This window comes from Glutamicibacter arilaitensis (assembly GCF_044793945.1).
Classification (GTDB): Bacteria; Actinomycetota; Actinomycetes; order Actinomycetales; family Micrococcaceae; genus Glutamicibacter; species Glutamicibacter arilaitensis_B.
In genome coordinates, this window is record NZ_CP084994.1 from 2295071 (window position 1) to 2311251 (window position 16181).

At 60.2% G+C, this 16181-nt stretch carries 16 protein-coding genes; 9 read left to right on the plus strand and 7 right to left on the minus strand.

Features of this window, described 5'->3' with window-relative positions; genetic code table 11:
* Positions 1–9 precede the first annotated feature (9 nt).
* From LG294_RS10850 to LG294_RS10885, 8 genes are all read left to right on the plus strand, one after another.
* Entirely contained in the window at positions 10–699 is a 690-nt protein-coding gene (locus tag LG294_RS10850) for an SDR family NAD(P)-dependent oxidoreductase (protein WP_404285581.1), read from the plus strand.
* An 81-nt stretch (positions 700–780) separates the two neighbouring features.
* Positions 781–1842 (plus strand): threonine aldolase family protein, encoded by a 1062-nt coding sequence (locus LG294_RS10855; RefSeq protein ID WP_404285583.1) that lies wholly within the window; start codon positions 781–783, stop codon positions 1840–1842.
* Between the two features lie 55 nt (positions 1843–1897).
* Entirely contained in the window at positions 1898–2539 is a 642-nt protein-coding gene (locus LG294_RS10860; RefSeq protein ID WP_404285585.1) for a DUF3000 domain-containing protein, read from the plus strand.
* Positions 2540–2573: 34 nt separating this feature from the next.
* Positions 2574–3791 carry a ribonuclease D gene (locus LG294_RS10865; protein ID WP_404285587.1) on the plus strand — a complete coding sequence of 406 codons (1218 nt, stop codon included), beginning with the start codon at positions 2574–2576 and terminating at the stop codon, positions 3789–3791.
* A 147-nt stretch (positions 3792–3938) separates the two neighbouring features.
* Positions 3939–5189: a thiolase family protein gene (locus LG294_RS10870; protein ID WP_404285589.1), complete on the plus strand. Its 1251-nt coding sequence runs from the start codon at positions 3939–3941 to the stop codon at positions 5187–5189.
* Between the two features lie 10 nt (positions 5190–5199).
* Complete coding sequence (locus tag LG294_RS10875; RefSeq protein ID WP_404285591.1) at positions 5200–7314, plus strand: 3-hydroxyacyl-CoA dehydrogenase NAD-binding domain-containing protein; 2115 nt, start codon at positions 5200–5202, stop codon at positions 7312–7314.
* Positions 7315–7467: 153 nt separating this feature from the next.
* Complete coding sequence (locus tag LG294_RS10880) at positions 7468–7941, plus strand: Rieske (2Fe-2S) protein (protein ID WP_404285593.1); 474 nt, start codon at positions 7468–7470, stop codon at positions 7939–7941.
* Between the two features lie 69 nt (positions 7942–8010).
* Complete coding sequence (locus tag LG294_RS10885) at positions 8011–8487, plus strand: ubiquinol-cytochrome c reductase iron-sulfur subunit (RefSeq protein WP_404285595.1); 477 nt, start codon at positions 8011–8013, stop codon at positions 8485–8487.
* A 93-nt stretch (positions 8488–8580) separates the two neighbouring features.
* On the opposite strand, the gene LG294_RS10890 is transcribed toward LG294_RS10885, so the two are convergent.
* Positions 8581–9555, minus strand: coding sequence for an aldo/keto reductase (locus LG294_RS10890; protein WP_404285597.1), 975 nt, complete (start codon positions 9553–9555; stop codon positions 8581–8583).
* A 136-nt stretch (positions 9556–9691) separates the two neighbouring features.
* Between LG294_RS10890 and argG the strand changes: the two genes are divergently transcribed.
* The gene (gene argG, locus LG294_RS10895) at positions 9692–11119 is read left to right on the plus strand and encodes an argininosuccinate synthase (protein ID WP_404285599.1); all 1428 of its coding nucleotides are present in this window, start codon (positions 9692–9694) and stop codon (positions 11117–11119) included.
* 100 nt (positions 11120–11219) lie between these two features.
* Here argG and LG294_RS10900 read toward each other — a convergent pair whose 3' ends face one another.
* The 6 genes from LG294_RS10900 to LG294_RS10925 form a co-directional block, all read right to left on the minus strand.
* Entirely contained in the window at positions 11220–11465 is a 246-nt protein-coding gene (locus LG294_RS10900; protein ID WP_404285601.1) for a hypothetical protein, read from the minus strand.
* A complete protein-coding gene (locus LG294_RS10905) occupies positions 11462–11797 on the minus strand; it encodes a hypothetical protein (protein WP_404285603.1) in 336 nt (111 codons plus the stop codon). Before LG294_RS10905 ends, LG294_RS10900 begins: the two co-directional genes overlap by 4 nt.
* A gap of 133 nt (positions 11798–11930) precedes the next feature.
* On the minus strand, positions 11931–12500 hold the full coding sequence (locus LG294_RS10910) for a hypothetical protein (RefSeq protein WP_404285605.1): 570 nt from the start codon (positions 12498–12500) through the stop codon (positions 11931–11933).
* Between the two features lie 33 nt (positions 12501–12533).
* Positions 12534–13109, minus strand: a complete 576-nt coding sequence (locus LG294_RS10915; RefSeq protein ID WP_404285607.1) for a DUF402 domain-containing protein — start codon at positions 13107–13109, stop codon at positions 12534–12536.
* 8 nt (positions 13110–13117) lie between these two features.
* Positions 13118–15085 carry a 1-deoxy-D-xylulose-5-phosphate synthase gene (dxs, locus tag LG294_RS10920; protein WP_404285609.1) on the minus strand — a complete coding sequence of 656 codons (1968 nt, stop codon included), beginning with the start codon at positions 15083–15085 and terminating at the stop codon, positions 13118–13120.
* 181 nt (positions 15086–15266) lie between these two features.
* Positions 15267–16121, minus strand: a complete 855-nt coding sequence (locus tag LG294_RS10925) for a phosphotransferase (RefSeq protein ID WP_404285611.1) — start codon at positions 16119–16121, stop codon at positions 15267–15269.
* Positions 16122–16181: the final 60 nt, after the last annotated feature.

Consider the following 16181-nt stretch of genomic DNA (forward strand, 5'->3'; position numbering starts at 1 on the left):
ATCGATACCGTGAGCAAAGAACAAACAAAACAGCTAGTGCTGATCGCCGGGGCCACCTCGGCCGCCGGGGCCGCAGCGGCCCGCCAACTCGTCAATGCCGGGGCTCGAGTGCTGGTGGTCGGCAGCAATGCCGCGCGTCTGGACGAACGCCTAGGCTTCGCCACTGCACGCTACGAATGCGACCTGTCGGACCGCCAAGCGGTCAACGATCTGGCCGAGCAGATCCATGCGCAGCACGGCAAGATCGATGTGCTGCTGCATCTGGTGGGCGGTTGGCGCGGCGGCAAGTCGATTACCGGGCAAACGGACGCCGACTGGGACTTCCTGCACATCAGCGTGCTGACCACGCTGCGCAACACCACCCGCGCCTTCGTCGATGACCTGGTCGCTTCGGATGCCGGCCGCCTAGCAATCATCAGCGCTCAGGCGGTGACGAATCCGACGCCGTCGAATGCGAATTATGGTGCGGTGAAGGCCGCCGCAGAGCACTGGGTCAATGCGATCGCCCGGCTCTTTAGCAAACAGGCCCCGCAGGCAGCCGCCCTGAGTTGGGTTGTCAAAGCACTGAGCGACAAGTCAGCCGGTGAGGTGCCCACTGGGCATACCTCCGTTGACACTGTCGCCCAGGCGGCGCTGCGGCTTCTGGACGCCGAGACGGTGGAGCACAACGGGCAGCGGCTTCCGCTGGCTCAGGCCTAAGCGCGATTCGACGGTGGTGGTGTAGCGTTTTTCACGGGCACATCACCACCTCAGTACCTCTACGAAGGACCAAAAAATCTTATGACTTTTAGCCACGACCCTGCGGTGCGCGGATTCGCCTCCGATAACTACTCCGGCGTGCACCCACGCATCCTTCAGGCGATCACGCGCGCCAATGGCGGGCACCAGAGCGCTTACGGCGATGACGAATACACCGCTGCGCTGGACGCGATGGCAGGGGAACTATTCGGTGCGCAGGCTGCAATCTTCCCGGTCTTCAACGGCACCGGCGCCAATGTCACCGCCTTGCAGTCACTGCTGCCGCGCTGGGGCGCGGTGATCTGCGCGAGCACTGCACATATTAATGTGGATGAGAATGGCGCTCCGGAACGCATCGGCGGTTTTAAGCTCTTGCAGGTGGACTCCCCCGACGGCAAGCTCACCGCCGAACTGATCGATCAGGAGGCTTGGGGCTGGGGTGACGAGCACCGCGCGCAGCCGCTGGCGGTGTCGATCACCCAGGGCACCGAGCTGGGCACGATCTACACCCCGGATGAAATTCGAGCCATCACCGAACACGCCCACAAACTGGGCATGAAGGTTCACCTCGATGGTTCACGCTTGGCCAACGCGGCGGCTTCCCTCGGTGTCGAATTGCGCGAGCTGACCACCGATGTCGGGGTAGACATCGTTTCGCTCGGCGGCACCAAGAATGGCTTGCTGCTCGGTGAAGGAATTTTGACCCTCGATCCGGCACTGGCCCAGGATCTGAAGTACCTGCGCAAGATGAATATGCAGCTGGGCAGCAAGATGCGATTCATTTCCGCCCAGTTGCTCGAACTCTACGGAACGGGCCTGTGGCGTGAATTGGCTGGGCATTCGAATGCGATGGCTGCGCTGCTAGCCTCCGCTGTCGAAGAGATCGACGGCGTGGATCTGGTCTACCCGGCGCAGGCCAACGGCGTTTTCGCGCAACTGCCGACCGCGGTATCCGATCAGTTGCGCGAGCACTTCCGCTTCTACGATTGGGACCGTGCAGCAGGGCACGTGCGTTGGATGTGCTCATTTGACACCACCGCGGAAGATGTCAGCGCATTCACCGCCAAACTTCGCGAATTGATGACTGCCCATCGCGCAGCTTAATGCGACTCGGCGCGCCGTACCGCCACCGCGGTGCGGCGCGTTTTAGACTCGTCCTGTGACCAACGATCGTGCTGCCGCAGTCATCCCACCGGCCTTTTCCAAGGCCCTGGGCGAACTTTCGCATGCCGCCGTTCGCAAAGAACTGAAGATCACCGAAATCCCAGCTCCAGCCCGTCTGGCGCCGTTCGCTTTAGCGCTCAGCGGCGATGTGCTGGAAGGCTCCGGACCAGGCCATGGAGAGCACGGCCAGGAATACTCCCGCACCCCGTTCTTGCAGCCCGAAGCCCCGTTGGCGACCGGACGCTTTGTTTTGCTCTTCGACCCTGCAGGCCAGGAATTATGGGGCGGCCAATTCCGCGTCGTGAGCTACATCCGGGCACGCTTGGATCACGACATGGGCCAGGACTCGATGCTTGCCTCCGTCGCTTGGAGCTGGCTTGAAGATGCCCTGCGCGAACGCCAAGCTTCCTACCATTCCTCCGGCGGCACCGCCACGCGCGTCATCTCAGAATCATTTGGCAACCTGCAAGGCGAGCAAGACCATATCGACATCGAATTGCGCGCCTCGTGGACTCCGCAGCAGAGCGAAGAGCTCGGTGCACATTTGAGTGCGTGGGCCGATATGGTGTGCACATTTGCAGGCATGCCACCGCTTCCCGAAGGCGTGCAGCAGCTGCCGCACCGTCGCCTAAGCTAAAGCCGCGCGCCATCGGTCCTAGAATAGAAGGACCATGACTACTTCAGATCCAGCCGTAGACCAGCCAACCCTGACCCCACTGACCTCTCCTAGAGACGGTATTCCGGAAGTCATCAACACCGCGGCGGGACTGAACCGAGCGGTGCGAGCGCTCCGTGCCGGCACCGGGGATTTGGCAGTGGATACCGAACGATCCAGTGGATTCCGCTACGGACGACGCGCCTTCCTCATCCAGATCCGCCGCGAAGGTGCAAGCACCTGGCTGATCGACCCAGAGAGCTTGGATTCGCTGGAGCCACTGCTGGAACTCATGAATGAACTACCGTGGATTTTGCATGCGGCTACCCAGGATCTGCCCTGCCTGCACGATGCAGGGCTATCCCCCACCGGGCTGTTTGATACCGAACTCGCCGGACGTTTGGCCGGCTTCCCCCGCGTGGCACTGGGCACCATGGTTGGCGAACTGCTCGGACTGCAATTAGCTAAGGAACACTCTGCGGTGGACTGGTCCACTCGGCCGCTGCCAGAGTCTTGGCTGAACTATGCGGCGCTGGACGTTGAGGTGCTCTTCGAACTGCGCGAAAAAATTTCCGAGGTGCTCGAAGAGCAGGGCAAATTGGATTTTGCCGCCCAAGAATTTGAGTATGTTCGCCAGCTCCCGGATCCCGTTGCGCCACCTGAAGCTTGGCGCAAACTATCGGGAATCCATAAGATCAAGAATCGGCGCAATCTCGCGGTGGCTCGCGAGCTGTGGCAATCACGCGAGGCCTTGGCTCAAAGTCGAGATGTGGCTCCGGGCAGATTATTGCCAGACTCGGCGATCATGGCCGCGGTCGATCACCGACCAAATAGTGTCCCCGCATTACTGCAGATTTCAGGCTTCCATGGCCGCAGCGCCAAACGCGACGCCCCACGTTGGCTGGACGCGATGCAGCGTGGACGAAATTCCAATGATCTCCCAGAACTACGTACCGGCAACGCGGAGCTGCCAAATGCGCGAATCTGGGGAGAGAAAAACCCGCAAGCCGCTGTTCGGCTGACCGCTGCACGAGAGGTACTTTCCGAAGTCAGCGAAGAATGGAACATCCCGGGAGAAAATCTTTTGACCCCGAAATTCTTGCGTTCGCTGTGCTGGAATCCCCCGGCAACAATCAGCGCCAGCTCGATAGATACCGCCTTGGAAGAGCTCGGCGCGCGACCTTGGCAACGCGATCTGCTCAGCGCAAAACTCGCCGAAGCACTGCGCGCCTAGAGCAAAATCTCATCGGAGGGTCCCGGAGCGTGGAACCAGCACTTGCACTTCAAGTTACTCATGAGTAACGTATGGTTTAGGTCACAGTGATGCTGGCCACTGCCCCGGCTCTCGGGGCAGCCTAAAACTACCCCAAGGAGCCCGACGGTGAGTGTCAACACCTCGACCGTGCCCGGAAACGCGCACGCCTCGCTCGACGACCGCGACGTCGTCTTCATCGACGGGGTACGCACCCCCTTCGGTAAGGCAGGAGAGAAGGGAATCTACCACGGCACCCGCGCCGATGACCTCGCGGTCAAGGCCGTGCGTGGCCTCCTTCGCCGAAACCCGGAGATTCCAGCCGAGAAAATCGATGAGATCGCCATGGCTGCCACCACCCAAACTGGCGACCAAGGACTAACCATTGGGCGCACGGTGGGGCTGCTCTCCGGAATCCCGAAGTCTGTTCCCGGTTTTGCCATCGACCGGATGTGCGCCGGCGCCATGACCGCGGTAACTTCGCTAGCCGGCGGCATTGCCTTCGGCTCCTATGACGTAGTAATCGCCGGCGGCGTCGAGCATATGGGAAACCACCCCATGGGTGAAGGCGCCGATCCAAACCCCCGCTTTCTCGCCGAGAAGATCGTTGATCCGCAGGCCTTGAACATGGGCAATACCGCGGAGAATCTGCACGATCGTTTCCCCGAAATCACCAAGGAACGCGCCGACAGCTACGCGGTGGCTTCCCAGAACAAACTTGCCCGCGCCTACGAAAACAACCAGATCCAGCCAGATCTCGTGGCGGTCTCCGCGAAGCGTCCGGGTGAGGGCTGGGCGGTCAACACCGTTGATGAGCCGCCAAGACCGGGCACCAGCATGGAATCACTGGCCGAACTGCGCACCCCGTTCCGCGCCCACGGCCGCGTGACCGCCGGAAACGCGGCGGGACTGAACGATGGCGCCACCGCCGCCATGCTAGCTAGCGGCGCGGCAGTGCGCGAGCTGGGGCTGACCCCGAAAATGCGCATGGTTTCCTTCGCCTTCGCCGGCGTGGAGCCAGATGTCATGGGATACGGCCCCGTTCCAGCCACCGAGAAGGCACTGTCCAAGGCAGGCCTGAGCATAACCGACATTGGACTGTTTGAAATCAATGAGGCCTTCGCCGTGCAGGTGCTCTCCTTCCTCGACTTCTACAACATCGCACAAGACGACGAGCGGGTTAACCGCTACGGCGGAGCGATCGCGGTCGGCCACCCGCTAGCATCCTCGGGCGTTCGCCTGATGACTCAGCTAGCGCGCCAGTTCGAAGAAGATCACACGGTGCGCTATGGAATCACCACCATGTGCATCGGCCTCGGCATGGGCGGCACGGTGATTTGGGAGAATCCAAACCACCCAGACTTTGGCACGAAGGCTTAGGGAGCTAGAGATGACTCAGGATTTTTCGGCAGTTGCCGAACTTATGCACGATGAAACGATCACCCATTCATTCGCCAAGGATGTGACCCTACCCAGCGGTAAAACACTGGTACTGCTCACGTTGGATAACGGGTTGGACCATAAAAAACCCACCACGCTGGGTCCCAATGGTCTGCTGGAGCTGCGCGCCGCACTTGAAAAACAGGCAGAGCGCGCCAAGGCGGGCGAAATCCACGGCCTGGCCATCACCGGCAAACCGTACTTCCTCATCGCTGGGGCCGACCTCTCTGCGGTAACCCGGCTTTCCGCACCGGAGCAGGCAACCGCGATGGCGACCCTCGGGCACCAAGCCTACGCTTTGCTCGCAGATTTAGGCGTGCCGACCTTTGCTTTCACCAACGGGCTTGCCCTAGGTGGCGGTCTGGAAATCGCTTTGGCCTGCAACTACCGAACCGTGAGCACCACCGCCGGAGCCTTGGGATTGCCCGAAGCATTCTTGGGCTTGATCCCCGGCTGGGCCGGCGTTTACCGACTGCCACGGCTCATCGGACCAGAAAACGCGTTGAAGGTGATGGTGGAGAACCCACTGAACAGCAACCGCACGCTCTCGGGCCCGGCGGCCTACAAACTAGGTGTGGCGGATGCGCTATTTGAGCCTGCCGACTTTATCGAGCGTTCGGTCGAGTTCGCAGACGGCGTGCTCAACGGCAGCATCGAGGTCAAACGAGCGAACTCGGTCGACCCCAAGGATCCAGAAGTTGCTCAACGCTGGTTGGAGGCGGCAGATAAAGCCGAACAGTTCGTAGACGCGAAGCTTTCGGGGGCCGCCCCCGCGCCGTACAAGGTGATTGAAGTTTTCCGCAAAGGGTTGAAGCTGTCCCAAAAGGAATCGGCCGAATTAGAAATTCAGGCGCTTACCGAGCTGATGGCCACTAATCAGTTCAAGAACACGGTGTATGCGTTTCTAGATCTGGTGCAAAAGCGAGGCAAGCGTCCGGCCGGCGCACCCGATGCAAAGCTCGCCCGGCCCGTCACCAAAATCGGCGTGGTCGGCGCGGGACTCATGGCGAGCCAGCTGGCATTGCTCTTCGTGCGTAAGTTGAATGTGCCAGTGGTCATTACTGATCTGGATCAGTCACGTATCGACAAGGGCCTGGCGTACATCCACGGTGAGATCGATAAGTTGCACGCCAAAGGCCGGATGAGCCAAGATGCAGTCAACCGCACCAAGGCCCTGGTCTCCGGCTCGGTCACCAAGGACGTGTTCGCCGACGCCGATTTCATCATTGAGGCGGTCTTTGAGGAACTGAACGTCAAGAAGCAGGTCTTCGCCGAGGTGGAAGCAGTAGTCTCCCCCGAATGCATCCTGGCCACGAACACCTCTTCGCTCTCGGTGACCGAGATGGGGCGGGATCTGAAGCATCCCGAGCGCCTTGTCGGTTTCCACTTCTTCAACCCGGTAGCCGTGATGCCACTGCTGGAGATCGCTGCGACACAGTGGACCAATGAGTCCACCGTAGCCACCGCCTTCGCCCTGGGTAAGAACCTGCGCAAGACGACGGTACGCACCAAAGACGCCACGGCTTTTGTGGTGAACCGTGTGCTTTTGCGTTTGATGAGCGAAGTGCAGGCCGCCTTCGACGAGGGGACCGATGTGCGGACGGCGGATACAGCGCTGACTCCCATGGGGCTGCCGATGACGCCGTTCACCCTCCTGGCAATGGTTGGCCTGCCAGTGGCACAGCACGTCAACGAGTCGCTTAATGCGTCCTTCGGGAATCGATTTGCAGTGTCCGAGAACCTCGGCAAATTGATCGATGCGAAGGTCACCACCTTGTGGTCCAAGGACGACAACGGCCAGCCGATACTGAATCCCGAGGCAGAGGCACTGCTGAGTTTCGGAGATAAGCCCTCAACCAAGGCTGAAATTCTCATCCGGGTGCAAGATGCACTGGCCGAAGAAATCGGCCTGTTGCTTTCCGAAGGCGTAGTCGCCGAGGCAGCCGACGTTGATCTGTGCATGATTACAGGCGCGGGTTGGCCGATGCATCTGGGCGGGATCACCCCGTACCTGGATCAGGTCGGTGCCTCCGAACGTGTGAACGGGAAGAAGTTCAATTCCTAACTCCACGCAGGACAACGCCCCGTGTTGCCGGCTCCACAGTGGAGTCGTTGGCAACACGGGGCGTTGTCATTGAGCGGCACAATCGCCGTTGACTAGTGAGAGAAGAAATATTCAGCTTAGCTACGGCACAGGTTAATCTGAGAGAATCCCGATATGACCGATTTTGCACGCCCAGCCCGCCGCACCGTGATGTGCGCCTCCGCACTTCTAGGATCCAGTGCCCTGCTAGCCGCCTGTGGCAACGGAGAATCTGCCGCACCGAATCCGACTCCTGCACAGGTCCCTGAACCAGCTGGCGAAGCACAGATGGTTCTTCCGCTGGCGGATCTTCCCGAAAAGGCCCGCGCGCAGGTACTGGCCAAGGACCCGGTGACCGGAGAAGAAATAGGTGTCCTGCTCTTCCGCAAGGACGCCAAGACCGTCCTCGCCTACTCGAGTATCTGCACTCATCAGGGATGTGCGGTCACTCCGAAATCTTCCAAAGACGATTTCTACTGCGCCTGCCACGGTTCACGCTTCCAGCCCGCCGACGGTGCAGTTTCCGCCGGCCCGGCGATTGCCGCCCTTCCTCGCTATGCCTGCGAAATCGAAGGCGAGCACATCGCAGTGTATCTGGGCCAGGCCTAGCGGAGTACCGCAAAAAATAAAAGCCTCGAAGTTAGCGTCAGCTAAGCCATAGTCTGCAACAATTGGCTTATGAATGGACCAATACCACCAACGCGCCGTCATTTGCTCGGCGCGGCCGGTGCCGCCGGAACCATCGTTGCACTCACCGCATGTAGCGGTGGGTCCTCCTCCGAACCTCCTGTCGAGGCGAGCGAGGCACCCAGCCCCACTGGGGAAGGACAAATTGTCCTCAGCGCAGAAGAATTACCGGAGAGCGGTAAGGCCGAAGTGACTGTCAAAGGCCCGGCAAGCGGCAAGGACCTAGGAGTCTTGCTTTATCGCGTCGATGCAAGCACAGTGCTGGCATACTCCAATGTCTGCACGCACCAAGGTTGCGCGGTGGGCACGGACACCGATGAAGCGAATTTTCACTGTCCATGCCACGGATCACGCTATGCCTACGAGGACGGCACCGTCCTCGGCGGCCCGGCGCCGCTTCCGCTGACCCGCTACGCCGCGGCTATCGAGGGCGAGAACATTCTCGTCTTCCCACCGCAAGACGCCTAAACCGGGAACGATTGAGCGCGCGTCGAGCGTAGGGGGTGCTGGCCTGAGATTGGGCCGGCACCCCCTATGCTTTGCGGCTGCGGCGAAGTACCGCTAAAACAGTGCAACCTTTTGCGGGCTAGGGAATATCGCATCGATTTCTGCGCTTTCTTCCTTAGAGGGCACCCACCGGATCGCGTGCGCATTGGCCTTGACTTGTTCCGGACGTGTGGATCCGGCGATGACCGAAGCCACCGTATCCTGTGCGGCCAGCCAGCAGAAGGCGAGTTCGGCCGGAGAGAGGTCGCGGTAGGCGGCAAAGGCGGAGAACTTTTCCAGCTGTTCGAAGTCGCTGGTTTCCAGCAGATGCTGGCGGGCATGGGTCAGCCGACTTCCTTGGGGAGCCGAGCCCTTCGTGTATTTTCCGGTGAGCAGCCCATTAGCCAGTGGGAAGTAGGGAAGGACTCCGAGCCCAAATTCCTTGGCTGCGGGCAACACTTCCAGCTCGGCACGACGGTCGATCAGGTTGTAGTGGTTCTGCGCCGAGATGAATCGCTCCGTTCCGAGCTCGCGAGCCACGTATTCAGCCTGGGCGATCTGCCATCCGGATCGATTGGAGTGACCGATATAGCGCACCTTGCCGCTGGTGACCAGATCGTCCAAGGCACGCAAGGTTTCGTCGATCGGGGTATTCGCATCCGGGGTGTGGAATTGGTACAGGTCAATATGGTCGGTGCCCAGTCGGCGAAGTGAGGCTTCTAGCGCGTTGACGATATAACGGCGTGAACCGCGCGCGTCAAAGTCGGGGCCGTTTACGCCTTTCATGTCCATGCCGAACTTCGTGGCAAGAACAACGTCCTTGCGCGCGTTTCCCAGCGCCTTGCCAAGTCGCTCTTCGGATAAACCGGGTTCCCGCCCATAGGTGTCGGCAACATCGAAGAGGGTGATTCCTGCATCGAGAGCGGCGTGGATCACCGCATCGGTTCCTTCTTGTGATTCTGTGGCGGTTCCGGGACGCCCCAAGTTGTTGCAACCGAGTCCGACGACGGAAACACTCAGACCACTGCGGCCAAGCTGGCGAAATTCCATGAGCACCTCTTTGATTGTTTTCGTGGGGCCGCTTCACGCAACGGCTACTTACCCATAGGCTATCGGGTAGGACGGTGTGCTGAACATTTCACGCCTCAATTCACTGTGTTGCATATTTATCCATTAGGATGGAAACATGTCTAAAGTCCTCACCTCTCTCCCTGTAGGCGAACGCGTTGGTATCGCGTTCTCCGGCGGCCTTGATACTTCGGTCGCAGTTGCCTGGATGCGCGAAAAGGGCGCCATCCCGTACACCTACACCGGCGATCTTGGCCAGTATGACGAGCCGGATATCGACGCAGTTCCGGACCGCGCTCTGGAATACGGTGCCGAGGCATCGCGTCTGGTCGATTGCAAGCCAGCCTTGGTCGAAGAAGGCCTCGCCGCGCTTTCCTGCGGTGCCTTCCACATTCGCTCCGGCGGAAAAGCCTACTTCAACACCACTCCACTGGGCCGCGCAGTTACCGGTACCCTGCTGGTACGCGCCATGCGCGAAGACGGCGTTGATGTGTGGGGCGATGGTTCGACCTACAAGGGCAACGATATTGAGCGCTTCTACCGCTATGGCCTGATGGCCAACCCGAAGCTGCGCATCTACAAGCCTTGGCTCGACCCGGCATTCGTCGCTCAGCTCGGCGGACGCTCGGAGATGAGCGAATGGCTGCAGGAGCACGGTTTCCCTTACCGCGACTCGGCCGCGAAAGCTTACTCGACCGACGCCAACATCTGGGGCGCAACCCACGAGGCGAAGACCCTGGAACTGCTGGACACCTCTCTTGAGGCCGTCGAGCCGATCATGGGCGTGAAGTACTGGGACGAATCCGTGGAGATCAAACCCGAGGATGTTTCGGTCACCTTCTCGGCCGGCCGCCCGGTAGCCATCAATGGCAAGGAGTACACCGATCCGGTAGCCCTGGTCAACGAGGCTAACATCATCGGCGGACGCCACGGCCTTGGCATGAGCGACCAGATCGAAAACCGTATCATCGAAGCGAAGTCGCGCGGCATCTACGAGGCTCCTGCCATGGCGCTGCTGCACATCGCCTATGAGCGTCTGGTTAACGCCATCCACAACGAAGACACCGTGGCCAGCTACCACAATGAGGGCCGCCGCTTAGGCCGCCTGATGTACGAAGGCCGTTGGCTGGACCCGCAGGCCCTGATGCTGCGCGAATCGCTGCAGCGTTGGGTCGGCTCGGCCATCTCCGGTACCGTGACGGTACGTCTGCGCCGCGGCGACGACTACACCATCTTGAACACCGAAGGCGACAGCCTGAGCTACCACCCGGACAAGCTGTCCATGGAGCGCGTTGGCGACGCAGCCTTCGGCCCGCTGGATCGCATCGGCCAGCTGACCATGCGCAACTTGGACATCGCCGATTCGCGCGGCCGTCTGGAACAGTATGCAGGCATGGGCCTTGTTGGCGGATCCACCGCCAAGCTGGTTGGCGCATTGGAGAACGGCGGCGCCAACGATATCGTCGACGCTTCGCCAGTGGATGATTCGGGACGGGCGCAGGACCGGGCCATCGAGTCCGCAGCATTCGACTCCGGAACCGACTAAGCTTCAAGCTAGGCTAAAAGAGCCGGCCCGAACATTTTCCCTAGGGGATTGTTCGGGCCGGCTCCTGCGCTTTTAACTGTATGCTAAAACTTATCCTGGGCTAGCTGCCTGCGCTCCAACCGTTGAGCACCAACAGCGACTGCAAAGCCATGATGAATCCCGCCAGGGACAGGAACCGCAACCCACCATGGATGAGCGCTCCCCTTCGGGTTTCTTTCGATGGGAGCTTCATCGTTTCATCGGGCAACGTCATGGCTTTGGCCCAGCTAAGGCCCAGCACCAGCACGACAAGGGAATTGCGCCGGGTCTGGCTTGGCGGTTCGCTGGCTCCTAGCGATTCGCTCACGATTCGATCAGAGTCAACAGCGGGCTGACAGCGATCGTGAAGCCGACAAGTGCAATCAGGCGCAGGATCAAACGGATCCGCGATCCGTTCTTCGTAGTCGGAGCCGGCAGCCGGAAACCTTGCTCGACGATCCACGCGGCAAGCACCACGAACACGCCACCGAGGGCCAGCTGGGCGCCCGGAACTTCGCTAAGCAGCGAGGTAATGCCGATACCAATAATCACACCGACGCACGCTTGGAACACCAAGTGGAGTGGTGTTCGTGTGGCGCCAATCTGCGACGTTTTACTCTTGGCTCCCGGGGATTCGTCCCGATCCTCTTGAGGAATCATTTGTCCTTTGTCCTTAGTTCAATGTGCAGCCGCCATCGCGTGGCTGCAGGCGCCCAGCTGATAGCGAAGAATCTGGATCCACCACAGCTTTCGAGCGCAGTTAATGCGGTTCAGCGCGCTGACCCGCGGCCCTTTAGCTCAGCGAGAATGGTTTCGCCGGCATTGGATGAGCCATCTTAACTGCCTCTACATTGTCATAAGGCGCGGTGCCCACGCTCATCTTGGTGAAGTCCAGCTTGGCATCGCGGATGCAAACCTTGACTGCCGCTACCGCAAGCTTTGGTGCCGGTGAAAGCACCCGGATGTTCAGCTTGCGTGGCGCGAAGTCGCTTGATTCCACGGTGCCAAGTCCACGCCAGGCGAGGTGCCCGGTCAGCGCTTCAGTCGCTTTCTTCTCCATGTAGCGGTCGCGTTCGGTGCCTTCAACCGACTTCAGCGCGTACTGTACGATCACCCAGCTCTGTTCCTCGCTAGGGATCTCCGAGAAACCGTCTTCCTGGCAGGTGGCCAAGAATCCGGCGAAGAGTTCGTCGGCGCGTTCGGCCTTAACATCCTGGACCTCGTTGGTCTTCGACATGTGGCCCACGGTGCCGTGGTTGATCACGAACTGCCCGAGTTCCTCGTCATCAAACTGCTGGTACCAGGCTTCGCGGAACTGAAGTTCGTTCTTCTCGTCAAGACGGTAGGTGCGAATGATCGCCATCGTTTTTCCTCTGTGTTGGTTTTGATGCTGGGTCTAGCGCGGAAGTTCCGCGACCTTGGCCAGCCAGATCTGTCGGTGTGAGTGTGTGAAGGGCGGCAGGTTCTCGGCGACATCATGCAACAGCGACGCGCTGGTTTCGCGCATCTGGCGCTGCAGCGCTTCGGGATAATTCATGCTGAGCGCATGTTCGGCGAATTCGTCTTCGTCGTCCAGAAACGTGCCACGGGAGCGTGAACGGATGACGTCGAGGTCCATATCCACGGAGTTCACTTCCCACCCGCCGCGACGCAGTGGTTGCCAACCGATGGAAGTGGCCAGATCAATGTAGACGTCGAAGTCGTCGGCCGCGTCGGAGTACAAGGTCGCAACCCAAAAACCGCGGTGAGGGATCAGGCACAGCGCGTCCGTGGCCGCCAGATGAGCGGTTCCGGGCCTGGCGACCAACGAACCGGCTGGCTGGTGTAGCCAATGGCCATGCTCATCGGAACCTAGGTAAAAACCTGGGACTACCCAGTGGGCGCTTCCATCGTATTTCCAGGCACGGCTGACAATCAGCGAGCCGAATTCCACTGCTTCCGGATTCCGCGGCAATCCGGCTGGAAATGGCATCGATCCACTCACAGCTTCGGAAGCTGCCCGGTGGGAAGATCCTGGCCAGGCAGCGGCCGGGCGAAGGGCACCTTCGTGCCGAGCACTTGGGCCAACGTGTCGCGAGCTACCTGCTTGGCGGTCAATCCCACGCGTTCAAGCACCTGGGCACGGCTGCCGTGGGCGAGGAATTCGGTGGGCAGGCCGACCTCGTTCAAGGCCGTGTCTACCCCCGCTGCACGCATTTCGGTCCGCAGCCGGGAACCGACTCCGCCTGCGCGAACGCCATCTTCGATGCAGACCACGATGCGGTGGCGGGCAGCTAGTGAAACCACCGAGGCCGGTACCGGCAGCACCCAGCGAGGGTCAACGACAGAGACCGAAACGCCTTGGCTATGCAACCGGTGGGCGACGTCCAAAGCCAATTCGCTCATCGCGCCCACCGAGACGATCAAGACGTCCGGTGCGGCTCGGTCGCCGAGTCGCGCCAGCACATCCACCCCATCTGGCAGGCGGTCGATGGCTTCAACTTCTTCGCCCACCGACCCCTTGGAGAAACGAACGACGCTCGGCGCGTCATCGATGGCCAGTGCTTCGCGCAGTTCCTCGCGCAGGCGCGATGCATCGCGTGGGGCGGCCAGGTGCAGATTTGGAATGATCTGGGTCAGCGCCATATCCCACATGCCGTGGTGGCTTGGACCGTCGGGGCCGGTGACGCCGGCACGGTCCAGCACGATGGTGACCCCTGCCTTATGCAGCGCCACGTCCATCAGAAGCTGGTCGAAGGCCCGGTTCAGAAAGGTTGCGTAGACGCAAACGACCGGGTGAAGGCCGCCGAAGGCCAGTCCCGCTGCAGCCGTCATCGCGTGCTGCTCGGCAATTCCCACGTCGATGACGCGCTCGGGGTACTTGTCAGCCATTTTCTTCAGCCCCACCGGCTGCAGCATGGCACCGGTGATCGCGACAATGTCATCGCGTTCATCGGCAACCAAAGCGATCTCCTCGCCGAAGACGCTGGTCCAGCTCTGCGCTCCCCCGCTGGAAACCGGGGTGCCGGTCTCAGGGTCGATCACGCCCACTGCGTGGAACTGATCGGCCACGTCCGCGATGGCCGGCGCATACCCGTGTCCCTTTTCGGTCATCGCATGCACGAGTACAGGGCCGCCGAATTGCTTGGCTTGGAGCAATGCTTCTTCTACGGCCGCCTGGTTGTGCCCATCGATCGGACCGATATATTTCAGCCCCAGATCCTCGAATAAGCCCTGCGGAGCCCACCAGTCCTTAATGCCTTTTTTGGTGGCATGCAGGGACTTGTAGGCAAAGCTTCCTACGGCCCCCGAGTCTTTGAGCTTGCCTTTGAGCTTGCTCATGGCATCCTCGTAGTACGGGTGCGTACGGAACTTGTCCAGTTGCTGGCGCAGACCCGAGAGCTGATTCGCGAGCCCACCGATAGTCGGCGCATAAGAGCGTCCATTGTCGTTGACCACGATGATCGCCTTGCGATCTTTGTCTGCGGCGATATTGTTGACCGCTTCCCAGGCCATGCCACCGGTGAGCGCGCCGTCCCCGACCAGGGCAATCGCGTAGCGGTCGATGTTGTTGCGTAGTTTATTGGCCCGCGAGATGCCATCAACCCAAGACAGTGAGGAGGAGGCGTGGGATGATTCGACGATGTCGTGTTCGGACTCCCGGCGATCCGGGTAGCCGGCAAGTCCGCCTTGCTGACGCAGGGTGGTGAAGTTTTGGCGTCCGGTGACGAGCTTATGCACGTAGGACTGGTGTCCGGTGTCGAAGACGATGGAGTCGGTGGGCGAGTCGAAGACGCGGTGAATGCCTAGGGTTAGTTCTACCACTCCGAGGTTTGGTCCGAGGTGGCCGCCTGTCCGGGCGACGTTGGCGATGAGGAATCCACGAATTTCCTCCGCAAGATCCTCTAGCTGTTCCAGGGTAAGAGCCCGCAGATCGCTAGGCTTGTTGATGGTCTCCAATAAAGACACTGTCATCCCCTTTACTTGTTCGCCCACTACGGACCTGTCGATCCAACCGAAACCCTTATTGTAGCTTTCGCAGGACTATTTCCATTATCCGTCACCTTTCGGTGAGGTGCGAATTTACCGGCAATGAGCTTGACTACTGTCGGACAACGGCCCGAATAGCTGCAAGCCACCGCTGGTATTTTCAGAATAGTTCCAGCGAGTCGCGCAGCATGCGGTGCCCTTGAGATTCAAAGGCCGTGTCGCCGACTTGATATGCCCAGGCTGCGGTGCCGATCGCCTCGCGTAGTTGTGTGATGGGCCAGCTGCGCAATTCTCGTGGGTCATCTCCGTATCCGCGAAAGAACGCGGTAGCTAATTCAGGATGAACGCGCCATTGCTGAGCCGCAAGCCTGGCCAGGTCGCTTTGGGCGGGCCGTATGGCGAATCGGCCGAAATCGATCACCCGTAGTTTGCCTTGATCTATCACCCAGTTGCGTGGTTGCCAATCACCATGAGTGGGCACGACGAGTACCGGTTCAGGACGATAATCTGCGAAGATCTTGCGGGCGGCGGCCAAGGCACTCGGTTCAATCCGGTGCTCCGCATCCAGCCATTTCACGCCGTTGGCGATGAAGTTCTTTTCATAGCTCTCATCCATCTTGGCCTGCTGCCCGTGCAGGAGCTGCAAGGCTTGACCTGCCTGCTCGTGAATATCCGGGTCATCGGCGCTGGAAGTCTGCTCGCACAAGACACCGGGCAGATAATCCAGGAGCAGCATGCGCAGCGTTCGGTCTTCATGACGCATCGGGGCAGTCAGCCCGTGTGCCAGCAACGGGGCGGTGTACGCAGCGTGGGCCTTGAACTCTCGAACAAGATGAAAATTCGACGGTCCTGCAGTTTTCAGGACAAAGTCCCGACCGTCCGAACGCAACCGCAGCACCTTGGTGTCCGTCAGACCCCATGAAAGATCTTCAACGAGCAGCGGACTGCTCAGCAACTGTTCCACTAATGCCGCCTGCGGATCGGAGAGCAGGCCTCGATGCCACAAAGTACTCATGGTCTCAGCTTAGTTCTTTAGAGGACAGCGTTAAACGCCTGAAGGCCTCAAAGCGATTGC